Origin of the sequence: Pseudomonas sp. NPDC089918 (assembly GCF_050280605.1) — a bacterium.
GTDB lineage: Bacteria > Pseudomonadota > Gammaproteobacteria > Pseudomonadales > Pseudomonadaceae > Aquipseudomonas.
Map to the genome: position 1 here is coordinate 173,180 of NZ_JBNNVP010000005.1, position 21,858 is coordinate 195,037.

General features: G+C 59.9%; 21 protein-coding genes. 9 read left to right on the forward strand and 12 right to left on the reverse strand.

The features are described 5' to 3' along the window. Positions 1-49: 49 nt before the first annotated feature. Positions 50-1,858 carry a monovalent cation:proton antiporter-2 (CPA2) family protein gene (locus tag ACQKPC_RS05985; protein ID WP_427623573.1) on the reverse strand — a complete coding sequence of 603 codons (1,809 nt, stop codon included), beginning with the start codon at positions 1,856-1,858 and terminating at the stop codon, positions 50-52. 118 nt (positions 1,859-1,976) lie between these two features. Next, entirely contained in the window at positions 1,977-2,867 is an 891-nt protein-coding gene (locus ACQKPC_RS05990) for a LysR family transcriptional regulator (protein WP_007895093.1), read from the reverse strand. A gap of 168 nt (positions 2,868-3,035) precedes the next feature. Here ACQKPC_RS05990 and ACQKPC_RS05995 point away from each other — a divergent pair, with 168 nt between their 5' ends. From ACQKPC_RS05995 to ACQKPC_RS06015, 5 genes are all read left to right on the forward strand, one after another. Continuing rightward, positions 3,036-4,118, forward strand: a complete 1,083-nt coding sequence (locus tag ACQKPC_RS05995; protein WP_427623574.1) for a 4-oxalomesaconate tautomerase — start codon at positions 3,036-3,038, stop codon at positions 4,116-4,118. A gap of 46 nt (positions 4,119-4,164) precedes the next feature. Beyond that, entirely contained in the window at positions 4,165-5,484 is a 1,320-nt protein-coding gene (locus ACQKPC_RS06000; RefSeq protein ID WP_427623576.1) for a dicarboxylate/amino acid:cation symporter, read from the forward strand. A 134-nt stretch (positions 5,485-5,618) separates the two neighbouring features. Continuing rightward, a complete protein-coding gene (locus ACQKPC_RS06005) occupies positions 5,619-6,923 on the forward strand; it encodes a CitMHS family transporter (protein ID WP_008071325.1) in 1,305 nt (434 codons plus the stop codon). Between the two features lie 94 nt (positions 6,924-7,017). Further along, positions 7,018-8,271, forward strand: a complete 1,254-nt coding sequence (locus ACQKPC_RS06010) for an OprD family porin (RefSeq protein WP_427623577.1) — start codon at positions 7,018-7,020, stop codon at positions 8,269-8,271. Positions 8,272-8,491: 220 nt separating this feature from the next. Then, positions 8,492-8,830, forward strand: coding sequence for an FKBP-type peptidyl-prolyl cis-trans isomerase (locus ACQKPC_RS06015; RefSeq protein ID WP_007895103.1), 339 nt, complete (start codon positions 8,492-8,494; stop codon positions 8,828-8,830). A 192-nt stretch (positions 8,831-9,022) separates the two neighbouring features. Here ACQKPC_RS06015 and ACQKPC_RS06020 read toward each other — a convergent pair whose 3' ends face one another. Together ACQKPC_RS06020 and ACQKPC_RS06025 are read right to left on the reverse strand one after the other, a co-directional pair. Next, complete coding sequence (locus ACQKPC_RS06020) at positions 9,023-9,358, reverse strand: hypothetical protein (protein ID WP_427623579.1); 336 nt, start codon at positions 9,356-9,358, stop codon at positions 9,023-9,025. A gap of 157 nt (positions 9,359-9,515) precedes the next feature. Further along, positions 9,516-9,800: a DUF6124 family protein gene (locus ACQKPC_RS06025; RefSeq protein ID WP_192343596.1), complete on the reverse strand. Its 285-nt coding sequence runs from the start codon at positions 9,798-9,800 to the stop codon at positions 9,516-9,518. A 504-nt stretch (positions 9,801-10,304) separates the two neighbouring features. On the opposite strand from ACQKPC_RS06025, the gene ACQKPC_RS06030 reads away from it, so the two are divergent. Then, the gene (locus ACQKPC_RS06030) at positions 10,305-10,580 is read left to right on the forward strand and encodes a metal/formaldehyde-sensitive transcriptional repressor (RefSeq protein ID WP_019648873.1); all 276 of its coding nucleotides are present in this window, start codon (positions 10,305-10,307) and stop codon (positions 10,578-10,580) included. Between the two features lie 11 nt (positions 10,581-10,591). Further along, complete coding sequence (gene dmeF, locus ACQKPC_RS06035; RefSeq protein ID WP_427623580.1) at positions 10,592-11,509, forward strand: CDF family Co(II)/Ni(II) efflux transporter DmeF; 918 nt, start codon at positions 10,592-10,594, stop codon at positions 11,507-11,509. A gap of 8 nt (positions 11,510-11,517) precedes the next feature. Here the strand turns inward: dmeF and ACQKPC_RS06040 are convergent, their stop codons facing one another. Then, entirely contained in the window at positions 11,518-12,624 is a 1,107-nt protein-coding gene (locus ACQKPC_RS06040; RefSeq protein ID WP_427623581.1) for a cytochrome P450, read from the reverse strand. A gap of 81 nt (positions 12,625-12,705) precedes the next feature. Between ACQKPC_RS06040 and ACQKPC_RS06045 the strand changes: the two genes are divergently transcribed. Continuing rightward, a complete protein-coding gene (locus ACQKPC_RS06045; protein WP_427623583.1) occupies positions 12,706-13,470 on the forward strand; it encodes an ArsR/SmtB family transcription factor in 765 nt (254 codons plus the stop codon). Here ACQKPC_RS06045 and ACQKPC_RS06050 read toward each other — a convergent pair. Continuing rightward, the gene (locus ACQKPC_RS06050) at positions 13,467-14,075 is read right to left on the reverse strand and encodes a LysE family translocator (protein ID WP_427623584.1); all 609 of its coding nucleotides are present in this window, start codon (positions 14,073-14,075) and stop codon (positions 13,467-13,469) included. The two genes, ACQKPC_RS06045 and ACQKPC_RS06050, sit on opposite strands and share 4 nt — an antisense overlap. Positions 14,076-14,179: 104 nt before the next feature. On the opposite strand from ACQKPC_RS06050, the gene ACQKPC_RS06055 reads away from it, so the two are divergent. Further along, complete coding sequence (locus tag ACQKPC_RS06055; RefSeq protein ID WP_427623585.1) at positions 14,180-15,106, forward strand: LysR substrate-binding domain-containing protein; 927 nt, start codon at positions 14,180-14,182, stop codon at positions 15,104-15,106. Here ACQKPC_RS06055 and ACQKPC_RS06060 read toward each other — a convergent pair. From ACQKPC_RS06060 to ACQKPC_RS06085, 6 genes are all read right to left on the reverse strand, one after another. Continuing rightward, entirely contained in the window at positions 15,096-15,437 is a 342-nt protein-coding gene (locus ACQKPC_RS06060; protein WP_008071311.1) for a hypothetical protein, read from the reverse strand. The two genes, ACQKPC_RS06055 and ACQKPC_RS06060, sit on opposite strands and share 11 nt — an antisense overlap. 135 nt (positions 15,438-15,572) lie before the next feature. After that, positions 15,573-16,592, reverse strand: coding sequence for a branched-chain amino acid aminotransferase (locus tag ACQKPC_RS06065; protein ID WP_427623586.1), 1,020 nt, complete (start codon positions 16,590-16,592; stop codon positions 15,573-15,575). A gap of 234 nt (positions 16,593-16,826) precedes the next feature. Continuing rightward, positions 16,827-18,212 carry a dihydrolipoyl dehydrogenase gene (lpdA, locus tag ACQKPC_RS06070; RefSeq protein ID WP_427623587.1) on the reverse strand — a complete coding sequence of 462 codons (1,386 nt, stop codon included), beginning with the start codon at positions 18,210-18,212 and terminating at the stop codon, positions 16,827-16,829. 18 nt (positions 18,213-18,230) lie between these two features. Continuing rightward, positions 18,231-19,499, reverse strand: a complete 1,269-nt coding sequence (locus ACQKPC_RS06075; protein ID WP_427623589.1) for a dihydrolipoamide acetyltransferase family protein — start codon at positions 19,497-19,499, stop codon at positions 18,231-18,233. Next, positions 19,500-20,558, reverse strand: coding sequence for an alpha-ketoacid dehydrogenase subunit beta (locus ACQKPC_RS06080; RefSeq protein WP_007895121.1), 1,059 nt, complete (start codon positions 20,556-20,558; stop codon positions 19,500-19,502). 1 nt (position 20,559) lies between these two features. Further along, a complete protein-coding gene (locus ACQKPC_RS06085) occupies positions 20,560-21,795 on the reverse strand; it encodes a 3-methyl-2-oxobutanoate dehydrogenase (2-methylpropanoyl-transferring) subunit alpha (protein ID WP_427623591.1) in 1,236 nt (411 codons plus the stop codon). Between the last annotated feature and the right edge of the window lie 63 nt (positions 21,796-21,858).

Here is a 21,858-nt window from a genome sequence, read left to right on the forward strand (position 1 = left end):
CAGAGCGTCCATGGCGGCATTCCCACGCGGAGCGTGGGAATGATCTGGATCAAACCTTACCCGCTTCCTCTTCCAACTGATCCGACTCAAACAGTTTTGCCAGTTCCGCCCGCGCTTCCTGCGCCGTTTGCATCACTTTGGCCGCATCGTCATACACCGCGTGCTGGGCCTCCAGCACCTGTTCATCGTGATGGGTAAAGCGCTTGATCCGCGCATCCGCCTGGGCCTGCGTCAGCCCGAGTCCGACCAAGGTCCGCCGGGTCATTTCCAGGCTGGAATAATAGGTTTCCCGCACCGCCTGCGCCCCGACATCCACCAACCGGTGCACATGCTGACGGTTACGGGCGCGGGCGATGATTTTGATGTGCGGATAGAGCCTGTGCACCACTTCGGCCGTCTTGATGTTGGTGTCGGGATCATCGGTGGCGATCACGAAAAACTCCGCTTGCTCGACCTTGGCCGCGCTGAGGATTTCCGGGCGCATCGGGTCGCCATAGAACACCGGTACACCGCCGAAGCTGCGGGACAATTCGATTGTTTCCACCGATGTGTCGAGGGCGACGAACTTGATGTTCTGCGCCCGCAGAATCCGCGCCACGATCTGCCCCATCCGGCCCATGCCGGCAATCACCACGCGTGGCGTATCGGTGTCGATTTCGCGGAATTTCTCCGGCACCACCACCGGTTGAACCTTGGGGCTGACCAGTCGGGCGCACAACAGCAACAACAGCGGCGTCACGGCCATGGACAAGGTAATCGTCAGCACCAGCAGGTCGTACAGGCGCGGCTCGAATAGCCCCTGATCACGACCGATCTTGAACACCACAAATGCGAACTCACCACCGGCCGCCAGCACGATGCCGAGGCGAATCGCACTGACCTTGCCCAAACCTCCGGCCAGTCGACCGACAACGAATAGCAGCGGCAACTTGATGGCGATCAGCAACAGGGTCAGCCCCAGCACCACGACCGGCGCGCTCAGCAGCAGACTCAAATTGGCGCCCATGCCGACGCTGATAAAAAACAGCCCCAGCAGCAGTCCCTTGAACGGTTCGATCTGCGCTTCCAGCTCGTGGCGGTATTCGGAATCCGCCAGCAGCAAACCGGCGAGGAACGCGCCGAGTGCCATGGACACGCCGACCAGGTCCATCAGCCATGCCGTGCCGATCACCACCAGCAACGCGGTGGCGGTGGACACCTCCGGCAGACCGGTTTTGGCCACCACCCGAAATACCGGGCGCAGCAAGTACCGTCCGCCAATCACCACCACAGCGATACTGCCCAGCACCCGCAAGCCATGGTTCAAATCTTCGGCGGCACTGGTGGTGTGATCGCCCCCGGCCAGCAGCGGCACCATCGCGATCAGCGGGATCGCGGCGATGTCCTGGAACAGCAAAATCGCGAACGCCAACCGCCCATGAGGGCTGGTCAGTTCCTTGCGCTCGGCCAGGCTTTGCAAACCAAATGCGGTGGACGACAACGCCAGGCCCAGACCCAAAACGATCGCGCTATTCAGCGATTGGCCGAACACGAACAACGCCAGCACACCAATCACCGAACCGGTCAGCAACACCTGCGCCAGGCCCACGCCGAACACCGATTTACGCATCACCCACAAGCGTCGCGGCGACAGCTCAAGGCCGATAATGAACAGCAACAACACCACTCCGAGTTCGGAAATATGGCTGACACTTTGCGGGTTACCGATCAAACCCAGCACCGACGGCCCGATGATCACCCCGGCAAACAGATAACCCAGCACCGCCCCCAATTGCAGGCGCTTGGCCAAGGGGACGGTGAGCACCGCCGCGAATAAAAAGACGACAGCGGCTTGTAACAGGTTGCCTTCGTGGGGCATGGCGAAACTCCTGGGTGGGGCAGGCGAGAGCGGCGCTCGCCCGATTTTCAGCGGGGGCGTCAGGATAAAGGCTGGCGTCCATTCAGTCAGCAACCAGGTTGTTATCGAGCTCCACGGCTCAGTGGGGCCATTGTTCGAGCAGAATCGAAACGAACTTCTCCGCCGCCGGCGATAACGATGCGCCCCGACGGTACACCAGGCCAAGTGTCCGGTTCACGACGGGGTCAGTCAGAGGGATGCTCACCAGTGTCGGGTGATCCGCCGCCGGCATCGCGAGACTCGGCATGGCGGAAACCCCAAGCCCGGCTTCGACCATGCCCAGCGAGGTGGACAAATGCTGCACTTCATAAAACCACTGCGGACGCCAGCTCAGGCCCGATAGAGCGTGGTCCAGCAACATGCGGTTGCCGCTCAGGCGCCCGACGCCGATCAACCGGTAATCGCTCAGTTCTGACCAGGTCACGGACGTTCGCTGGGCCAGTTCATGGTCACGACGGCAGGCCAGGACGAAGGGTTCGTTGACCAGTGAAACGAATTCGATGTCCGGGTGCTGGCCGCTCATCATGTTGATGCCGAAGTCGGCTTCCCCCCGCAACACTGCTTCGAGCCCTTCATTGGCGCTGAGGTCGAGCAAGCGGATGCGGATTTTCGGATAGCGCTCGTTATAAAGACGAATCACCGACGGCAGGAAATAAAACGCAGCGGTTGGAATGCAGGCCAGGGTCACCTGGCCGATTTGCCGTTCGGCCAGCTCACGGATGTTCAGGATCGAATCGTCGAAGTCATCCAGTAATCGACGAGCCTTGGGCAGGAAGTCGCGGCCGACGCTAGTCAGGCTGACCTTGCGCGTGGTGCGATCGAGCAAAGTAGTCCCTAAACCCTCCTCAAGTTTTTTTATCCGTCGACTCAAGGCTGGTTGCGACAGATGCAGTGCATCGGCAGCTTCGTGAAAACTCCCCAGTTCGGCGATTTTCACGAAAGATCGAATGTCCTGGAGCTCATATTCCATGTTTTATCTCGTCGGGAAAGGGCGTTGAACTGCGTTATGAACGTTAAAACTTTCTTTTGTGAAACGCAATAATTGCTCCGATCTTTGCATTGGAAACACAATTACTTCCCTGTCACTCTTGTTTGCAAGACATCAATTACCCCGATTGATTAACAAGAGTTAGTGGCCATGCAACGAATTCCTTGTGTGCTGATGCGCGGTGGTACCTCAAAAGGACCGGTATTTCTCGCCTGGGATCTGCCGGTTTCGGTTGAAGAGCGCGATGAGTTGTTGCTCTCGGTGATGGGCTCCGGTCACGAACTGGAGATCGACGGCATCGGCGGCGGCAGCCCGCAGACCAGCAAGGTCGCCATCGTCAGCCCGTCGTTGCATCCCGAGGCCGATGTTGATTATCTGTTCGTCCAGGTCATGGTGTCCCAGCGTCGGGTGGATACCGCCCCGAATTGCGGCAACATGCTCTGTGCGGTCGGGCCGTTTGCCATCGAGCAGGGCCTGGTCAAGGCGGTCGGTGAGTTGACCCGCGTGCGGATTCGCAATCTCAACACCGGCACCTTCGTTACCTCTGACGTGCAGACACCAAACGGCAAAGTCAGCTATGAAGGTGACACCGCCATCGATGGCGTGCCAGGCAGCGCGGCACCGGTTCAACTGACATTCCTTGACGCAGCGGGCAGCAAGACCGGCAAGCTGTTTCCAACCGGCAGCACCCAGGACTGGTTCGACGACATTCCGGTGACCTGCATCGACATGGCCATGCCGATGCTGATCATCGAGGCGCGTCACCTGGGCAAACGCGGCGACGAATCTCCGGCCGAGCTGGACGCCGACAGAGACTTTATGCACCGTCTCGAAGCTCTGCGGTTGCGGGCCGGCGTGGCCATGGGGCTGGGCGACGTCAGCGACAAGGTCATTCCCAAGCCTGTGCTGGTTGCACCGGCCAAGGCCGGTGGCACGTTGCAGGTTCGCTACTTCATGCCGCATAACTGCCACCGTGCACTGGCCATTACCGGTTCCATCGGTCTGGCCACGGCATGCGTCAGCGAAGGCAGTGTGGTTGCGCAGATGCTCGGTAATACCGGTGGGACGCGTCTGCAACAGGTGCGGATCGAGCACCCGAGCGGCGGCATCGATGTCGTGTTGTCCTACACCGGTAAAAACGGTGACACAATCCGCGCCTCTGTTGTTCGTACCGCACGAAGACTGTTTTCCGGCTTTGTGTATGCCCCGGTTTCCCAACGGCTCGCCGGGTAGTCTTCCCGCGCAGTCACTGTCGTTTTGCATCAGAACAATTCTAAAAATGGGTGATGCCATGAAAGTTGTTAAATCGCTCTACTTCCAGATCCTCTGCGCCGTGCTGCTGGGCGTCGTGGTCGGGCACTTCTGGGCTCAGCAGGCCATTGCCCTCAAACCGTTGGGTGATGCCTTCATCAAGCTGATCAAAATGATGATTGCGCCAGTGGTGTTCTGCACCATCGTCACCGGCATCGCCGGGATGAACGACAAACGCTCCCTTGGCCGCTTGCTAAGCAAGACCATGCTGCTGTTTCTCGGGCTGACGGTGATCAGCCTGTTCATAGGCCTGGTCGCGGTCTACGTGTTCAAGCCGGGCGCGGGCATGAACATCGATCCGAGCCAATTGAGTACGGCAGGTCTATCCCAGTACACCGAGTCTGCGGCGAAGCTTGGGGTGGTCGAGTTTTTCATGCACATCATCCCCGACACCTTTATAGGTGCGTTCAGTAAAGGTGAAGTGCTGCCGGTGCTGTTTATCGCGGTGCTGTGCGGTTTCGCCCTGTCCTCCCTGGGTGACCGTGGCAAGCCAGTGCTCGATGTACTGGAAGCGGCGTCGCAGATGGTCTTCAAGATTTTTTCCTACTTGATGCGTTTTGCGCCAATCGGTGCCTTCGGGGCACTGGCGTTCACCGTCGGACAGTACGGCATCACCTCGCTGGGTTCGCTGGCAAAGTTGATCATGACCTTGTACGTCGCCTGCGCCTTCTTCGTCTTTGTGGTACTGGGGAGCATTTGCCGCGCCCACGGCTTCAGCCTATGGAAGCTGCTGCGTTACCTGCGCGAAGAGTTTCTGGTGGTGCTGGGGACTTCCTCCACTGAGCCGGTCATGCCACGCATGCTGGAGAAACTTCAGGCATTGGGATGCAGCAAAGGCGTGGTCGGGCTGGTGCTGCCGACGGGGTACTCGTTTAACCTCGATGGCACGGCGATCTACCTGTCTCTGGCGGCAATTTTCATTGCCCAGGCCTGCAACATTGATCTGACCATGACCCAAACCTTGACCATGCTGGCGATCATGTTGCTGTCGTCCAAGGGCGCGGCGGGGGTGACTGGCAGCGGTTTCGTGGCGCTGGCTTCCACGCTCACGGTGATCCATGACATTCCGCTGGCTGGTCTGGCGCTGTTGATCGGGATCGACCGTTTCATGTCTGAAGCACGGGCCTTGACCAGTCTGGCCAGTAACGCCGTGGCGACTGTGGTGATCTCTATCTCGGAGAACGCCTGCGACCGTCAGGTCCTGCTCGATACCCTGGACGGTAAAAAACCGGCTGTCCCGGATGGCGATCAAACCTGGGATCGCGTCGGAACCACCACGCACATTTAGTACTGCGTAAGCGCTGCAAAAACTAACCTTTTTACTACCTGCTGCCGGGCGTCGCCGATCGCGTCGCCTGGCGGGCTCGGAGTCGTTCGCCTGCGCGTCGGCCACACAATCCATAACAACAAGAGAGTTGCCTTATGCTTGCCTTACTCGGCTTGGCCATGGTGGTTGTGTTCACCTTTCTGATCATGACCAAACGTCTGTCACCGATCGTTGCGTTGACCGTTGTACCGATCGTCTTTGCGGTTATCGGCGGTTTTGGTGGGACTACCGGCAAAATGATGCTTGATGGCCTGAAAATGGTCGCACCGTCGGCGGCGCTGTTGCTGTTCGCGATTCTGTTTTTCGGTTTGATGATCGACTCGGGGTTGTTCGATCCGCTGATCCGCAAGATTCTCAAACGGGTCAACGGTGACCCGATGAAAATCGCGGTCGGCACTGCGCTGCTGTCGCTGACTGTCGCCCTGGACGGTGACGGCACGACCACTTACATGATCACCTGCGCGGCGATGCTGCCGTTGTACAAGCGCATCGGCATGAACCCGATGATTCTGGCGACCATCGCCATGCTGTCACTGAGCATCATGAGCGGCATGACCCCTTGGGGCGGCCCGGCGACCCGGGCGATTGCCGCGCTGGGGCTGGATGCCGGGGCGTACTTCATTCCGTTGCTGCCGACCATGGTCGGTGGCGCCGCGTGGGTGGTGTTCACCGCGTTCCTGCTGGGCCGCACCGAGCGTAAACGCATAGGCAATACCCAACTGCAGAGCGGTGGCGGTGATTGCTACATCAAAGCGATTCTTGAGGATACGCCGCACAAGCGCCCGAAACTTGCCTACGTCAACCTGTTGCTGGTGACTGCGGTGATGGTCGCGCTGGTGATGGGGATCATGCATTCCGCGATCCTGTTTCTGATCGGTTTCGTGCTGGCGCTGATGATCAACTACCCGCAGCTGGACATTCAGAAGGAGCGCATTCTCGCCCACTCCGGCAACGCCATGACCGTGGTGCTGCTGGTATTCGCGGCTGGTATTTTCGCCGGGATTTTCTCCGGTACCAAAATGGTCGACGCCCTGGCGCAAACCCTGGTGGACTGGATTCCACCGTCTTGGGGGCACCTGTTCCCGCTGGTGGTGGCGATCACCAGCATGCCGTTGACATTCGTGCTGTCCAACGATGCTTATTACTTCGGTGTGGTGCCGATCCTCGCCAACGCGGCGGCGGCCTATGGGATCGATCCGGTGGAAATCGCCCGGGCGTCGATTCTTGGCCAACCGGTGCACCTGATGAGCCCGCTGGTGGCCTCGACCCTGTTGCTGGTGGGGATGGTCGATCGCGACATCGGCGACTTCCAGCGCGCCACCGTCAAATGGGCGGTGCTCACCTCCCTGGTGCTCACCGCGCTGGCTCTGCTGACCGGTGCCTTGACGCTGTTCTCCTGATTCACCCCTGACTCGCCGCTGATAGAACTCCACGCTCCCGATGACGGGGGCGCGGCCACGTGCATCCTTAAAACAACAATATGAGTAGTTCGACATGATCCATTTTCTGACTCGCGGGGCTCTTCTTCCTCTTCTGGGCGTGTTGCCGATGGCCACTGCCGGTGCGAGTGATTTCATCGACGACAGCAAGTTTAAGCTGCAACTGCGTAACGTCTATTTCAACGAAAATTTTCGCGATGAGCATGGCTTGAGTGCGCGTTCGGCCAGAACTGCCAAAAGTGAGCGCACCGAGTGGGCCCAAGGGTTCCTGCTGGATTTTCAGTCGGGTTTCACCCCCGGCACTATCGGTTTCGGGATCGACGCATTGGGCTTGCTGGGGGTCAAACTTGATTCCGGGCGTGGCCGCAGTGGCACCGGTCTGTTGCCGGTACACGATGACGGTCGCGCCGCCGATGAGTTTGCCAGCGCCGGGGCTGCGGCCAAGGTCAAACTGGCCAAGACCACCCTCAAGTACGGCACCCTGCTGCCCAAAACTCCGGTACTGATCTATAACGATGCGCGCTTGCTGCCGCAGACTTATGAGGGAGGGCAAGTCGTCAGCACCGACATCGACAACCTGACCCTGACTGGCGGTCATCTGGACCGATTCAAGCTGCGCGATTCCACCGACAGCGTGTCGATTATTCCTGACGGATACTCAGGCGAAAAAGGTGGCGATTTCACCTACGCTGGCGGTGATTACAAACTCGGCAAGAACACCCGTCTGAGTTACTTCTATGGTGAACTGGAAAATTTCTATCGCCAGAACTTTGCCGGCATCCAGCACGATCTGCCATTGGGCCCCGGGGTGTTGACCGGCGACCTGCGTTATTTCAGCAGCAATGACGCGGGCCGTGCCTACGCCTCGAAAATCGATAACGACATGCTCAGCGGTCAGCTGTCCTACGCGGTGGCGGGGCACACCTTTGGCGGCGGTTATCAACAACTCAGCGGTGACGCCGGGTTGCCATACGTCAGCGGTGCGACGGTGTACTCATTCAGCAACGTCGGCATCGGCAAGTTCATCGAAGAGGACGAGAAGACCTGGATGCTCAGTTACGGTTACGACTTTGCACCGGTGGGCGTGCCCGGGCTGACGTTCATGACCCGTTATCTCAAAGGCAACGACGGCAAGTCCGACACCAACATCAAAGAGTCCGAACGCGACACGGAACTGGCCTATGTGGTCCAGAGCGGCACGTTCAAGGGGCTTGGCGTGAAGCTGCGCAACTATGTCTACCGTTCGGACTTCGCGCGTGGACGTGACAGCAATCGGATCTATGTCACCTACGACATTGCTCTCTGGTAGGGCGCCGTGGCGCCTGCGTCAGACCCGGCTCACCGTCTGCTCGCCCAACCGATACTGATTATTCCCACTGCGTTTAGCCCGAACCGTGGGAGGAGGTGGCGGGTATATTAGTTCACGGCCACTGCCCGATACAGAGCGAAACGGTTGCCAATAGTCCGCATTTCTGGGAAAACGGCGCCCATGAAGCTTGTTCGGGCAAGCGCACACTAGAGTGAATGTAATGAATGATGAATTGCAGGTAATCGACCTTGAAGTGGGCGACGGCAAAGCCGCTGTCAAAGGCGCGCTGATCACTACTCAATATCGAGGATGGCTGGAAGACGGCACTGAATTCGATTCTTCCTACAGCCGAGGCAAACCTTTTCAGTGTGTGATTGGCACGGGACGGGTGATCAAGGGCTGGGACCAGGGAATCATGGGCATGCAGGTCGGCGGTAAACGCAAATTGCTGGTGCCGGCGCATCTGGCCTATGGCGAGCGGACGATGGGCGCGATTACACCGAATTCGAATCTGATTTTCGAGATTGAATTGCTGGAAGTGCTGACGCGGGATGATTGATGGGCGTGTGAGCTGTGGCGAGGGGGCTTACCCCCGTTGGGTTGCGCAGCGACCCCAGTCCGGTTATCGCAGTTCTTCAGGCATGACTGCATGCGCCGATTTTACGACTGCTGCGCAGCCGAGCGGGAGCAAGCTCCCTCGCCACAGTTCAGTGCCTGGTTCACGGTTATTGTCCCTTTGCTAAATGGCAAGTCAGGTGAATACCTCAATATCATCAAGGGTGTCCGCCACAGTCCCTTCCAGGGAGGGGAATTTTTCCTTCACTTTTTCAAGGGCCGGGAGTACGGCACCCAAATCCAGATCACCCTGTCTGCGGGCGATGTGACCGAGCGCGGTGATGGCAGCGGCTGCAACCGATTCGGACTCACTCTCGAGGTATTTCAGGCAGGTGTTCTGAGCCCAGGTATTGTCTTGCTCATTCAACCCGATAGAAACCAGTGCGGCGATAACGTTGGTTTCTACGTCGCTAGCTAGAAGCGTTGTCGCTTCCTCGTGGCTCATTGTTGGATCTTGGTAGAGAAAGCTCACATTTTTACTCCCCTCTGTGGCGAGGGAGCTTGCTCCTGTTGGGCTGCGCAGCGGCCCTAAAACCCGTGAATGCGGTGTGTCAGGTAATCTCCGCTCGCCAGTTTTGCGACTGCTGCGCACCCGAGCGGGAGCAAGCTCCCTCGCCACAGACCATCGGCTATTGCTGCGGATCGATGTTATCCAACGCCCGGTTCACGGCCAGTTCGCCGAGCATGATGACCTGCTGAATCCCCAACATTGTGTTGCGATGTGGGTCTTCCAGAAGGGTTGCGAAATCACTGATCATGACACTGGCTGATGCCAGTGATTCGCAGGCATTGGCCAGCAAGCTTTCGGTATCCATGTCGGGTGCGACGACAAACATTGTGCTGGGTTTGCGTGGGGGCTTGGGCGAAACCGATTCGGCTTCTGATTCAGGAGGGTTTGGAGTGTGTTTGAACATTGCTTGTTAGTCCTTAAGTGATGCTGACACCACCTTGCGACTAAACGAGAGGGTGGCAGCTGTACGCAGGTTAGTCGACCGGGGACACAAGCAATTACCGGCGCGCCCGAAGGCGCCCTGCGTACAGCTGCCATTGAGCGCAGGCGTAGGTACGCCCGACTGAATGGAGTGCATGCTGCTTGTGAAGACTACCGAGCGACTAAACCCGATCACTGACCATTCAGTGACGGGAATCAAGTTACCGACGGCCCCCAAGGCGCACAAGCCGGCGGATTCTGGCGTAGTTGTAGGCAATGACGCAAGGCGCTGTAGCCTGTTGCGCAGGTCGGAAATGATGCGTCGTTTGTCAGGCCGTCATCCCGGGCAAGCCCGCTCCCACAGGGTTTGCGCTGAACCTGTGGGAGCGTGGCTTGCCCGCGATGAACGATGACTCGGTCCACCTGACTTGCTAACCCCGGCAGCATCGGCAATCATGTCCGCCATATAGGGGTAGGGGGTATGCGTATGTCGCACATCCACGAACACAAAGACGACCTGCTCAACCGCGTCCGGCGTATTGCCGGCCAGGTTCAGGCGGTTGAACGGGCGCTGGAGTCCGACGCCGAGTGCGCCAAAACCCTACACTTGGTCGCGGCGATCCGCGGTGCGGTCAATGGTCTGATGGATCAGTTCATCGACGCCCACGCTCGTGAGCATGTGGCGCGTCCCGGGCTCAGCGATGAAGCACGCGCCGAAGGCGTTGAGGACTTGTTGCAAGCCATCCGCCGTTACTCGAAATAGAGGCCAGCCCCATGACTCTGCAACCTCAAACTTCGCACTTTACCCACGACCACCTGTTTCTAGGGGCCGCCCACGATGAAAACGCCCGCCGCACGTTGTGGGTGGTGGCGCTGACGTTTGTGATGATGATTGGCGAAATTGCCGCCGGTTACATCACCGGTTCCATGGCGTTGCTGGCGGACGGCTTTCATATGGCGACCCACGCCGGGGCCTTGGGCATTGCGGCGGCGGCCTACGGCTTTGCTCGACGACATGCCAACAATTCGCGCTTCAGTTTTGGTACCGGCAAGGTCGGGGACCTGGCGGGTTTTGCTTCAGCCATAGTGCTGGGCCTGGTGTCGATCGGCATCGCTGGCGAATCCATCGTGCGACTGTTTCAACCGACCACCGTAGCCTTCACCGAAGCGACGGTGATTGCGGTGGTGGGGCTGGGGGTGAACATCGTCAGTGCGTTTCTGTTGTCGGGCAATCATGGACATCACGGCCATGATCATCACGATCACAGCCACCATCACGACAACAACCTGCGTTCGGCGTATTTGCATGTACTGGCCGATGCGTTGACCTCGGTGCTGGCCATCGTGGCATTGTTGGCCGGGCGCTACCTGGGCTGGGTCTGGCTGGACCCGGTGATGGGCATTGTCGGCGCCATCGTGATTGCGAAATGGGCTTACGGTTTGATGGGTGACAGCGCCGCAGTGTTGCTGGATACCACCGATGAGCACGTCGCCGCCGAAATTCGTGAGCTGCTCGAGTCGACGGACGATGTTCGCATCAGTGACCTTCACGTCTGGCAAGTCGGCCCTCAGGCGCGGGCGGCGATTGTCAGCGTCGTGGCCGCGGCGGGTGTCAGTGCCGACGCCATTCGCGAACGTCTGGCGCCGGTTCATGAGTTGTCTCACCTGACGGTCGAATATCGCAATGCTTGAAGTGTCTTTCAGGCAAAGAGAGGAATGCGCCCGTTAAGGGAAGGGCGGTAGTGCCAGGTCAACCGGTCCAAAGCAGGTTGCATCGCCAGGATCTCAGCCAGCGTCGCACGGGCAATGCTTAAGGCCAGCACCTGCCCCGGACATTGATGCCGTCCCGCGCCGAACGTGAAGCTGCGACGGTTCGGGCGATCGAGCAAAAACGCATCGGGATCATCATTAAGCTGCGGATCGCGATTGGCCGAGGCCAGCAGCACCAGGATGACGTCGCCGGGGTTCAGATTCACGCCGTCAATTTCACACGGCGCGGCGACGAAGCGGCGGGTGTTTTGCACCGACGGGTCGAAGCGCTGGACTTCAGCGATCAAGTCATCAACATGAGCCGAATCCAACTGTGGGTTTCGCCTCAACGCCAATAGCGCATTACCGATCAGCCCGGCAGTGGCTTCATGGGTTTGGGAGAACAATCCAATCAGGTTGGCGATCAAGCTTTCAGAATCGGTCGATGTCACCGCGAAACGCTGCCGGATACCGGCGAGCAGGGCGCTTCGATTGCTCGGATCGTCCAGAAGCTCGATGAAATAACCCTTCAGCTGTTCCGCCGCGACATGGGCGGTGTTCAGTTGTGCCTGATCGCTGAGCGGCGACAGGCAGGCGACAAAGTCTGCGGTCAGCTCGCTGATGGCCCGGCCCTGAGCCGGAGAAAACCCCAGCAACGCCGCCACTACGCAGACCGGTCCGCGAAACATCGCCGCGTACAACCCGTCGGGGCCCGGGGTAATCAATCGAGCGCCGACCAACGCATTGACCTCATTCACGTCAATCAACGCCAGCCCCGGCTCAATCGCCGCCCTCGGGCAACGCTGCCGCTCGCCTTCATTCATCCGCATCAACTGACTGAACACCTTGCCGGCCATGCCTTGAGCAATGGCCTTGGGCACCGGCTCATGGGACGGCCGGACATGGCAGCCCGGATGCGCCAGCACGGCGGCGACGGCTCGGGCGCTGCTGGCCACCCACAGTTTCAGTCCTTGATGAAAAACCAGCCCACCCTCGGCGCGCAGTTGTGCGTAGTAGGGGTAGGGGTAGGCGTGAGTCGCAGCGATGATCGGGTCCATGGGTCGCAGCCTTATCGGTGGTTGGAAAGTGTTGCTACTATCTCCAGTCCGAAAGGGCCTTGATTCGTCCGGGAGCGAAATATGAACGCAGAACAACACGACATCGGCGTCTCTCAAGTGGCTGCCGCCATCGCGGAACCTGCCCGAACGAAAATCCTCTGTTCGCTGATGGACGGCCACGCCCGCACCAGCACCGAGCTGGCGACGATTGCCGAAGTCAGCGCCTCGACCGCCAGTGCTCACCTGGCCAAGCTCAAGGAACTGGCGCTGGTGCGTTTGCATGTTCAAGGGCGCCATCGCTATTACAGCCTCGCGGACAAGCGCGTGGCCCAGGCACTCGAAGCGCTGATGGTGATCGGCCAGAACGCTGCGCCGACGTTCAACCCGCGCACCCCGGATCGCCTGCAATTCGCCCGGACCTGCTACGACCACATGGCCGGCACGCTGGCGGTATTGCTGCATGACCGGATGATCGAAGCGGGGTGGTTGCTGGAGACCGATGAGCAGGCTTATCGACTGAGCGACAGTGGTGAAGCGTTGTTCGAAGGATTGGGCATCGACGTCAAAGACCTCGGCACCTTGCGCCGCCGCTTCGCCTGCCCCTGCCTGGACTGGAGCATGCGTCGGCCACACCTGGGCGGTGCCTTGGGTGCGGCGTTGCTGCAAACGGCGATCAAACGCAAATGGGTGACGCAGGACCTGGACAGTCGGGCGCTGGCGTTGACGGCGCTGGGGCGTAAGGAACTCAGTAGTCGGTTCGCCGTTGAGCTGCCGGTTCAGGGGACGACAGCGCAACCCACGTCCACCGAGAACCGGAGCCGCGCGATCGCCAGTCCTGCGGCTTAGCGACTGGAGGAGGCCATGAGCACGCCAAAGCCGGCGAAGGTTACGCCCGAGACTTTCGCCGCCAGCCAGGAACCCTTCGGGCTCGACAACCAGCCTTTGGCGGCATTGGCGAGCAAGGCATAGCTGCCATGCACCAGAATCACCAGTACCCCGTAGGAAGCGACCAGTTTGATGAACTGGGTGTAGAAGTGCGCTGAGGTGTCGATGAATTGCGGGAACACCGCCAGAAAGAAAAACACCGCCTTGGGGTTCAACAGCTGCATCGAAGCCGCTTCAAGGAAGCGATAGCCAGGGCTTGAGGGGCGCGTTTCAAGCAGGGTGCTCAAACGATCCGAGCGCCAGCTTTTGTAGCCCAGGTACAACAAATAGGCGGCCCCTGCGTATTTCAACGCGGTAAAGGCGTTCGCGGAGGTGCTGAGTATCAGGCCAACACTGGTGGCGCTGATGGCGGCGACGACAAATGCCCCCGACGCGACCCCCAGAATGCCCGGCACGGCCCCCGTCCAACCGTGTCGCACCGCGTTGGACAGGGTCAGGACCACGCCTGGCCCCGGGCTCAAAATGGTCAGGGTGGCGAAAAGTACAAAGAGTCCGTAGCTGTTCATGTCTTGCTCCATCGGTGGCGCTGGCTGCGTGTTGGCAGATTGGCGTGACGAAACGAGCGTGACAAACGCTTTAATTAAAGCGCATAGGTGACTAAATTAGACACATGATCAATCAACTACCTCCGCTTAATGCCGTTCGCGCCTTCGCCGTTGCTGCTCGCCATCAGAGCTTCAGCCTGGCGGCCGAAGAGCTGCATGTCAGCCACAGTGCCGTCAGCCGGCACATCAAATTGCTTGAGGAGTACCTGGGCGTGCTGCTGTTCGAGCGGCGCATCCGTCAATCGGTGCTAACCCCGGCCGGCCAGCGCTTTTATGAGCAGGTCAGCGCCGGGCTGTCGCAGATCGCCAACGCTGCCGCTGCGCTCAAGCAACATGCCTCGCTGCCTACCGTGAAGATCAATGTCCGTCCGTCCTTTGCCGTGCTTTGGCTGACGCCCAGGCTGGCGGATTTTGTTGCGCAGCACCCAGGCATCAAGCCGCAGGTGATCACCCAAACCCAGGCACCCGATCAGGCACGCGACGGGTTCGATGTCGTCATTCGCCGTGGCCGTGACGACTGGGCACCGGCGATTGAAGCGCGACCGCTCTTCGAAGACGAACTATTACTGGTCGCGGCGCCATCGCTGATTGAGCGCCTGCCACTTGAACACCTCACTTCGCTGAGCCGGCACACGTTACTGACCGTCAAGGCGCGTCGCGAAGACTGGCACAATTGGGCCATGCACTTTGGTCAAAGCCAGTCAGCCACCCAGGTAACCCGGCAGTTTGATCACATGCACCTGGCGCTTCAGGCTGCCGTGGATGGACAGGGTATCGCCCTGTGCCCAACCTCTTTGCTGGGCACTCACCTCTCGAGCGGACGCCTGATTTGCCCGTTACCCGAGTTGCGTCTGCCGTTGCCGCGTTATTACTACGGCGTTGCACCGGACGTGACGGCGCAGACACGGGTGTTTGTGGAGTGGATGTTTGCCCGCATTGCTCAAGATGAGCTGCATTGGCAAACACCTGGTGTTGTGACCACTACGCCCTGAAATTCCAGACAATCTCCACCACCCGCACCGCCAGCACCAGGTAGACCAGAAACAGAATGATCTGAAACGCCGTGTGATACGGCAACCTGGACAGCCGACGCAGGCCGTCGCTGACATTAAGCAGCATCAGCACTGCTGACAGCAGGATCAATCCCCAGCCGGCGAGGCTTGAGGTGAGAAACCCCATAAACAAGTACTGATCGCTGTGCAATGCGTTGGTGCCCGCCGCAAACATCAGCGCACACACCAGCAGGTTCTTGATGTTGTCGAACACTTGCGTGGTGAAGTCGGTGTCCAGCAAGGCCAGATACTTTCGCCAGAGTTTTCCCATGGTTTTGATGGCACCCGTTGATGGCTGTTGGACGTGGCAAGTCTAGTGACCTTTTCCACGATTCGCGGACGAAAAAAAGCCCGGCCTTCAAGATGATGGCCGGGCTTTTTTGTTCAAACGGACGGTTGCGTCAAATCAAACCTTGACGATCCAGCCCGCTGGCGCTTCGACGTCGCCGGTCTGTACACCGGTCAGCTCTTTGTAGAGCTTCTGGGTGATCGGGCCGACTTCGGTTTCGCTGTGGAACACGTGCAGTTTGTCGTTGTAGCTGATACCGCCGATCGGGGTGATCACTGCGGCAGTACCGCAAGCGCCGGCTTCCTTGAAGTCGGACAGCTTGTCGATGAACACGTCACCTTCGACCACTTCCAGGCCCAGACGGGTTTTGGCCAGCTCGATCAACGACAGACGGGTGATGCCCGGCAACACCGAAGGGGAGTTCGGGGTGACGAACTTGTTGTCGTGGGTGATCCCGAAGAAGTTGGCCGAGCCGACTTCTTCGATTTTGGTGTGGGTCAGCGGGTCCAGGTAGATGCAGTCGGCAAAATGCGCCTTCTTGGCCTGGGAGCCCGGCATCAGGCTGGCGGCGTAGTTGCCACCGACCTTGGCCGCACCGGTGCCTTGTGGGGCGGCACGGTCGTAGCTGGAGATCAGGAAGTTGTGCGGGGTCAAACCGCCCTTGAAGTAAGCGCCGACCGGGATGCAGAAGATCGAGAAGATGAACTCGGGCGCGGTACGCACGCCGATGTTGTCACCCACGCCGATCACGAACGGGCGCAGGTACAGCGCGCCGCCAGTGCCGTAAGGCGGGATGAAACGCTCGTTGGCACGCACCACTTCCTTGCACGCTTCGACGAACTGTTCGGTGGACACCTGCGGCATCAGCAGGCGCGCGCAGCTGCGTTGCATGCGTGCGGCGTTCTGGTCCGGGCGGAACAGGTTGATCGAACCGTCCTTGCAGCGGTAGGCCTTCAGGCCTTCGAAGCACTGCTGGCCATAGTGAAGGGCAGTGGAGCCTTCGCTGATGTGCAGCACGTTGTCAGAGGTTAAGGTGCCTTTGTCCCACTCGCCATTACGCCAGTGCGACAGATAGCGCTTGTCTGTCTTGATGTAGTCAAAACCCAGCTTGTCCCAATTGATGCTTTCGTTACCCATGACACCCTCTATCACTTAACAACCGCCGAAACGGTTCAAGGCTTCTGACATTTTTCTGGATGGGGACAACAATACTTCATTCCGGGCCCATTTCGCAGCCCGGAATGCGTTCCTTTGATCGTTCCCACGCTCTGCGTGGGAATGCAGCCCGGGACGCTCCGCGTCCCTAAAGCGGACGCGGAGCGTCCGTTGAGGCATTCCCACGCGGAGCATGGGAACGATCAGGTGAGGCGGTTAGAGGTGCAGCGCGTGACCAAGGGCACGCAACGCCGCTTCCTGCACCGCCTCACCGAGCGTCGGATGCGCGTGGATGGTGCCGGCGATGTCTTCCAGACGAGCGCCCATTTCCAGGCTCTGGCCAAACGCCGTCGACAACTCCGACACGCCCACACCCACTGCTTGCCAACCAACAATCACATGATTGTCCCGACGAGCGACCACCCGCACGAAGCCGCTTTTCGACTCCAGCGTCATCGCCCGGCCATTGGCGGCGAACGGGAAGCTGGACACGATGCAGTCCAGCCCCGCAGCCTTGGCCTCGTCCGGGGTCTTGCCGACCACCACCAGTTCCGGGTCGGTGAAGCACACGGCGGCGATGGCGGTCGGGTTGAATTCGCGGTGTTTACCGCTGATCAGCTCGGCAACCATTTCACCCTGAGCCATGGCTCGGTGCGCGAGCATCGGTTCGCCGCTCAAGTCGCCGATGGCGTAGACGTTGCGCATGCTGGTCTGGCACCGGTTGTCGATTTTGATCGCCGAACCGTTCATGTCCAGGTTCAAGGCTTCGAGGTTCCAGCCTTGAGTGTTGGGTTTGCGGCCGACAGCCACCAGTACCTGATCGGTTTCCAGGTTCAAGGTGTCGCCATTCGGGTCACGAACTTGCAACGTATTTCCTTGTGAATCAAAGCCTTCAACGCTGTGCTTCAAGTAAAGCTTTACGCCGAGTTGCTTGAGCGCTTCGTGTACCGGATGGGTCAGTTCGGCGTCGTAGGCTGGCAGGATACGATCCTGCGCCTCGACCACACTGACCTCGGCGCCGAGCTTGCGATAAGCAATCCCCAGCTCCAGACCGATGTAACCGCCACCGACCACGACCAGCCGTTTCGGCACGGACGTCGGCGCGAGGGCTTCGGTGGAGGAGATGATCGGCCCGCCAATCGGCAGCATCGGCAGGTTCACGCTTTTCGAACCGGTGGCCAGCACCAGGTGCTCGCATTGAATGCGCGTGTCGCCGACTTCGACGGTCTTGCCGTCGATCACTTTGGCCCAGCCTTGAATGACCTGAACCTTGTGCTTCTTTAATAGCGCCGAAACGCCGGTGGTCAGGCGATCAACGATACTGTCCTTCCACTCGACGCTCTTGCCGATGTCCAGGGTCGGCGCCGATACGCTGATACCCAGCGCCGAGTGTTGGCTGTGGTGCTGCGTCTGCTGGAACTGTTCGGCGACGTGAATCAACGCCTTCGATGGAATGCAGCCGATGTTCAGGCAGGTGCCGCCCAACGATTGGCCTTCCACCAGAATGGTCGAAATGCCCAACTGACCGGCACGGATCGCCGTCACATAACCGCCAGGGCCGCCGCCGATGATCAGCAGCGTGGTGTTCAAAGTCTGTTGCATGACCTTCTCCACAAATGCCTACTCAACAAAAAGCGTGGCGGGTTGTTCGAGCAAGCCACGGATGGCCTGGATGAATTGCGCCGCGTCCATGCCATCGACCACACGGTGATCGAAGGAGCTGGAGAGGTTCATCATCTTGCGGATCACGATCTGGCCTTTGACGACCATTGGCCGTTCGACGATTTTGTTCACGCCGACGATCGCCACTTCCGGCAGGTTCAACACCGGGGTGCTGACGATGCCGCCTAGGGCGCCGAGACTGGTCAGGGTGATGGTCGAGCCGGACAGCTCATCGCGGCTGGCCTTGCCAGTGCGCGCAGCGGTGGCCAGACGCGAGATTTCCGCGGCGCTGTCCCACAGGCTGCGGGTTTCGGCATGGCGCACAACAGGCACCATCAAACCGATGTCGGCTTGGGTGGCGACGCCCACATGCACCGCGCCGAGGCGGGTGATGACCTGGGCTTCGTCGTCGTAACGGGCGTTGATTTGCGGGAAGTCGCGCAGAGCCACGACCAACGCGCGGACCAGGAATGGCAGCAAGGTCAGCTTGCCGCGGGTTGCGCCGTGTTTTTCGTTCAGGTGCGCGCGCAGTTCTTCAACGGCAGTGACGTCGATTTCTTCGACGTAGCTGAAGTGGGCAGCACGCTGGGTGGCGTCTTGCATGCGCTGGGCGATCTTGCGGCGCATACCGATCACCGGGATTTGCTGTTCGTCGTTGCGCTGGGCGTAAGCGGCGGTGGCGGTCGATGCATTCGACTGACCCTGAGCCAGCCAGGCTTCGAGGTCTTCGTGCAGCACACGGCCGGCAGGGCCGCTGCCACGCACCAGACGCAATTGAATGCCAAGGTCCAGCGCATGCTTGCGCACGGCCGGGGAGGCCAGTGGACGCTCATCGGCCTCGCGCGCAACCATCGGACCCTGGCACGCGGCGGCCGGGCGAGGTGCCGCAATCGGTTTGCTTTCAACAACCGCTTCAACTTTCGGCGTTGCAGCGGGTGCTTCTTTAACCGCTACTGGCTGAGCCGACTCTTTAACGTTGCCCGCGCCTTCGACTTCGATGCTGATCAGAATGCTGCCGACTGCCATGACTTCGCCAGGCTGGCCGCCCAGCGCAATCACCTTGCCATGCACCGGGGACGGGATGTCGACCATCGCCTTATCGGTCATGACATCGGCCAGCACCTGATCTTCGACGACCATGTCGCCGACCTTGACGTGCCACTGAGACAGTTCAACTTCTGCAATGCCTTCGCCAATGTCCGGCATTTTAATAACGTGCGTACCCATTCAGACCTCCATAACCCGATGCAAAGCCGCGCCCACGCGGGACGGACCAGGGAAATACGCCCACTCTTGCGCGTGCGGGTAGGGAGTGTCCCAACCGGTGACGCGCTCGATCGGCGCTTCCAGGTAGTGGAAGCAGTGCTCTTGCACCAAGGCGACCAGTTCGGCGCCGAAACCGCAGGTGCGGGTCGCTTCGTGAACGATCACGCAACGGCCGGTTTTCTTCACCGACTTGACGATGGTGTCCAGGTCCAGTGGCCACAGGCTGCGCAGGTCGATGACTTCGGCGTCGATACCGGTTTCTTCAGCGGCGACTTGCGACACATAAACCGTGGTGCCGTAGGTCAGGATGGTCACGTCTTTGCCCGGACGAGCGATGGCAGCGACGTCCAGCGGCACGGTGTAGTAACCGTCCGGTACTTGCGCGGCGGGGTGTTTCGACCAAGGGGTTACCGGACGGTCGTGGTGGCCGTCGAACGGGCCGTTGTACAGACGTTTTGGCTCGAGGAAGATCACCGGGTCATCGTTTTCGATGGAGGCGATCAGCAGGCCTTTGGCGTCGTAAGGGTTGGACGGCATGACGGTGCGCAAACCGCAGACCTGGGTGAACATCGCCTCGATGCTCTGGCTGTGGGTCTGGCCGCCGTAGATGCCGCCGCCGCAGGGCATGCGCAGGGTCATCGGCGCAGTGAACTCGCCGGCCGAGCGATAGCGCAAGCGTGCCGCTTCGGAAATGATCTGGTCCGACGCCGGGTAGACGTAATCGGCGAACTGGATCTCGGCCACCGGCCGCAAACCGTAAGCGCCCATGCCCACGGCGACGCCGACGATCCCGCTTTCGGAAATCGGTGCGTCGAATACCCGGGAGGTGCCGTACTTGTTCTGCAGGCCTTCGGTGCAACGGAACACGCCGCCGAAATAACCGACGTCCTGGCCGAACACCACGACGTTATCGTCACGCTCAAGCATCACATCCATGGCCGAGCGCAGGGCCTGGATCATGGTCATGGTGGTCGTGGTCATGGCGGTTTCCAACTCGATTTTATTGTTGTGATCGTTCATGTCAGATCCCCAACTCTTGACGCTGGCGCTTCAAATGCTCCGGCATCTCTTTGTAGACGTCTTCGAACATGGTCGCGGCGCTCGGAATCTGGCCGCCGGCGAGGGTGCCGTATTGCTCGGCTTCTTTCTGTGCGGCGATCACTTCGGCTTCCAGTTCGGCGCTGACGGCGACGTGTTCCTCTTCGGACCACTGACCGATTTTGATCAGGTGCTGCTTGAGGCGCGCAATCGGATCGCCCAACGGGAAGTGGCTCCAGTCGTCGGCAGGACGGTATTTGGAAGGGTCATCAGACGTCGAGTGCGGGCCGGCGCGGTAGGTGACCCATTCGATCATGGTCGGGCCGAGGTTGCGGCGCGCGCGTTCGGCGGCCCAGGCAGAGGCGGCGTACACCGCGACAAAATCGTTGCCATCAACCCGCAGGGAGGCGATGCCGCAACCGACGCCGCGTCCGGCGAACGTAGTGGCTTCACCACCGGCAATCGCCTGGAACGTCGAGATCGCCCACTGGTTGTTGACCACGTTGAGGATCACCGGCGCACGGTAGACGTGGGCGAAGGTGAGGGCGGTGTGGAAGTCCGATTCAGCGGTAGCACCGTCGCCGATCCAGGCCGAGGCGATTTTGGTATCGCCCTTGATCGCCGAGGCCATGCCCCAGCCCACACCCTGGACGAATTGGGTGGCGAGGTTGCCGGAAATGGTGAAGAAACCGGCATCCTTGACCGAGTACATGATCGGCAACTGACGGCCCTTGAGCGGATCGCGCTCGTTGGACAGCAGTTGGCAGATCAGGTCCACCAATGGCACTTCGCGGGCCATCAGGATGCTTTGTTGACGGTAGGTGGGGAAGCACATGTCGTCGATGTTCAAGGCCAGGGCCTGGGCGCTGCCGATGGCTTCTTCGCCAAGGCTTTGCATGTAGAACGACATTTTTTTCTGACGCTGGGCGACCACCATGCGGTTGTCGAAAGTCCGCGTCTTGAGCATGGCGCGCATGCCTTTACGCAGGATCTCGACTGGCACGCCTTCAGCCCACGGGCCGAGGGCATTGCCCTGGTCGTCGAGCACGCGAATCAGGCCTTTGGCCAGATCAGCCGTGTCGGCCGGTTCAACGTCGATTGGGGGTTTGCGCACCAAGCCTGCGTCGGTCAGATGCAGGTAGGAGAAGTCGGTTTTGCAGCCGGGGCGGCCCGAAGGTTCGGGAACGTGCAGGCGCAGCGGTTCGTACGCTTGGTTCATGGCTTCTACGCTCGATCTTGTGAATTTCTTGTAGTGAGCTGGCAGTCATTCTTCGATAAAAGA

Excerpts from the sequence above, each read along its gene's own strand:
- ACQKPC_RS05985 (WP_427623573.1), bottom strand. The coding sequence starts at position 1,858 with ATGCCCCACGAAGGCAACCTGTTACAAGCCGCTGTCGTCTTTTTATTC.
- ACQKPC_RS06010 (WP_427623577.1), top strand. The coding sequence starts at position 7,018 with ATGATCCATTTTCTGACTCGCGGGGCTCTTCTTCCTCTTCTGGGCGTG.
- ACQKPC_RS06075 (WP_427623589.1), bottom strand. The coding sequence starts at position 19,499 with ATGGGTACGCACGTTATTAAAATGCCGGACATTGGCGAAGGCATTGCA.
- ACQKPC_RS06005 (WP_008071325.1), top strand. The coding sequence starts at position 5,619 with ATGCTTGCCTTACTCGGCTTGGCCATGGTGGTTGTGTTCACCTTTCTG.
- dmeF (WP_427623580.1), top strand. The coding sequence starts at position 10,592 with ATGACTCTGCAACCTCAAACTTCGCACTTTACCCACGACCACCTGTTT.
- ACQKPC_RS06065 (WP_427623586.1), bottom strand. The coding sequence starts at position 16,592 with ATGGGTAACGAAAGCATCAATTGGGACAAGCTGGGTTTTGACTACATC.
- ACQKPC_RS06030 (WP_019648873.1), top strand. The coding sequence starts at position 10,305 with ATGTCGCACATCCACGAACACAAAGACGACCTGCTCAACCGCGTCCGG.
- ACQKPC_RS05990 (WP_007895093.1), bottom strand. The coding sequence starts at position 2,867 with ATGGAATATGAGCTCCAGGACATTCGATCTTTCGTGAAAATCGCCGAA.
- ACQKPC_RS06025 (WP_192343596.1), bottom strand. The coding sequence starts at position 9,800 with ATGTTCAAACACACTCCAAACCCTCCTGAATCAGAAGCCGAATCGGTT.
- ACQKPC_RS06040 (WP_427623581.1), bottom strand. The coding sequence starts at position 12,624 with ATGGACCCGATCATCGCTGCGACTCACGCCTACCCCTACCCCTACTAC.
- ACQKPC_RS06085 (WP_427623591.1), bottom strand. The coding sequence starts at position 21,795 with ATGAACCAAGCGTACGAACCGCTGCGCCTGCACGTTCCCGAACCTTCG.
- ACQKPC_RS06000 (WP_427623576.1), top strand. The coding sequence starts at position 4,165 with ATGGGTGATGCCATGAAAGTTGTTAAATCGCTCTACTTCCAGATCCTC.
- ACQKPC_RS06060 (WP_008071311.1), bottom strand. The coding sequence starts at position 15,437 with ATGGGAAAACTCTGGCGAAAGTATCTGGCCTTGCTGGACACCGACTTC.
- ACQKPC_RS05995 (WP_427623574.1), top strand. The coding sequence starts at position 3,036 with ATGCAACGAATTCCTTGTGTGCTGATGCGCGGTGGTACCTCAAAAGGA.
- lpdA (WP_427623587.1), bottom strand. The coding sequence starts at position 18,212 with ATGCAACAGACTTTGAACACCACGCTGCTGATCATCGGCGGCGGCCCT.
- ACQKPC_RS06050 (WP_427623584.1), bottom strand. The coding sequence starts at position 14,075 with ATGAACAGCTACGGACTCTTTGTACTTTTCGCCACCCTGACCATTTTG.
- ACQKPC_RS06045 (WP_427623583.1), top strand. The coding sequence starts at position 12,706 with ATGAACGCAGAACAACACGACATCGGCGTCTCTCAAGTGGCTGCCGCC.
- ACQKPC_RS06055 (WP_427623585.1), top strand. The coding sequence starts at position 14,180 with ATGATCAATCAACTACCTCCGCTTAATGCCGTTCGCGCCTTCGCCGTT.
- ACQKPC_RS06015 (WP_007895103.1), top strand. The coding sequence starts at position 8,492 with ATGAATGATGAATTGCAGGTAATCGACCTTGAAGTGGGCGACGGCAAA.
- ACQKPC_RS06080 (WP_007895121.1), bottom strand. The coding sequence starts at position 20,558 with ATGAACGATCACAACAATAAAATCGAGTTGGAAACCGCCATGACCACG.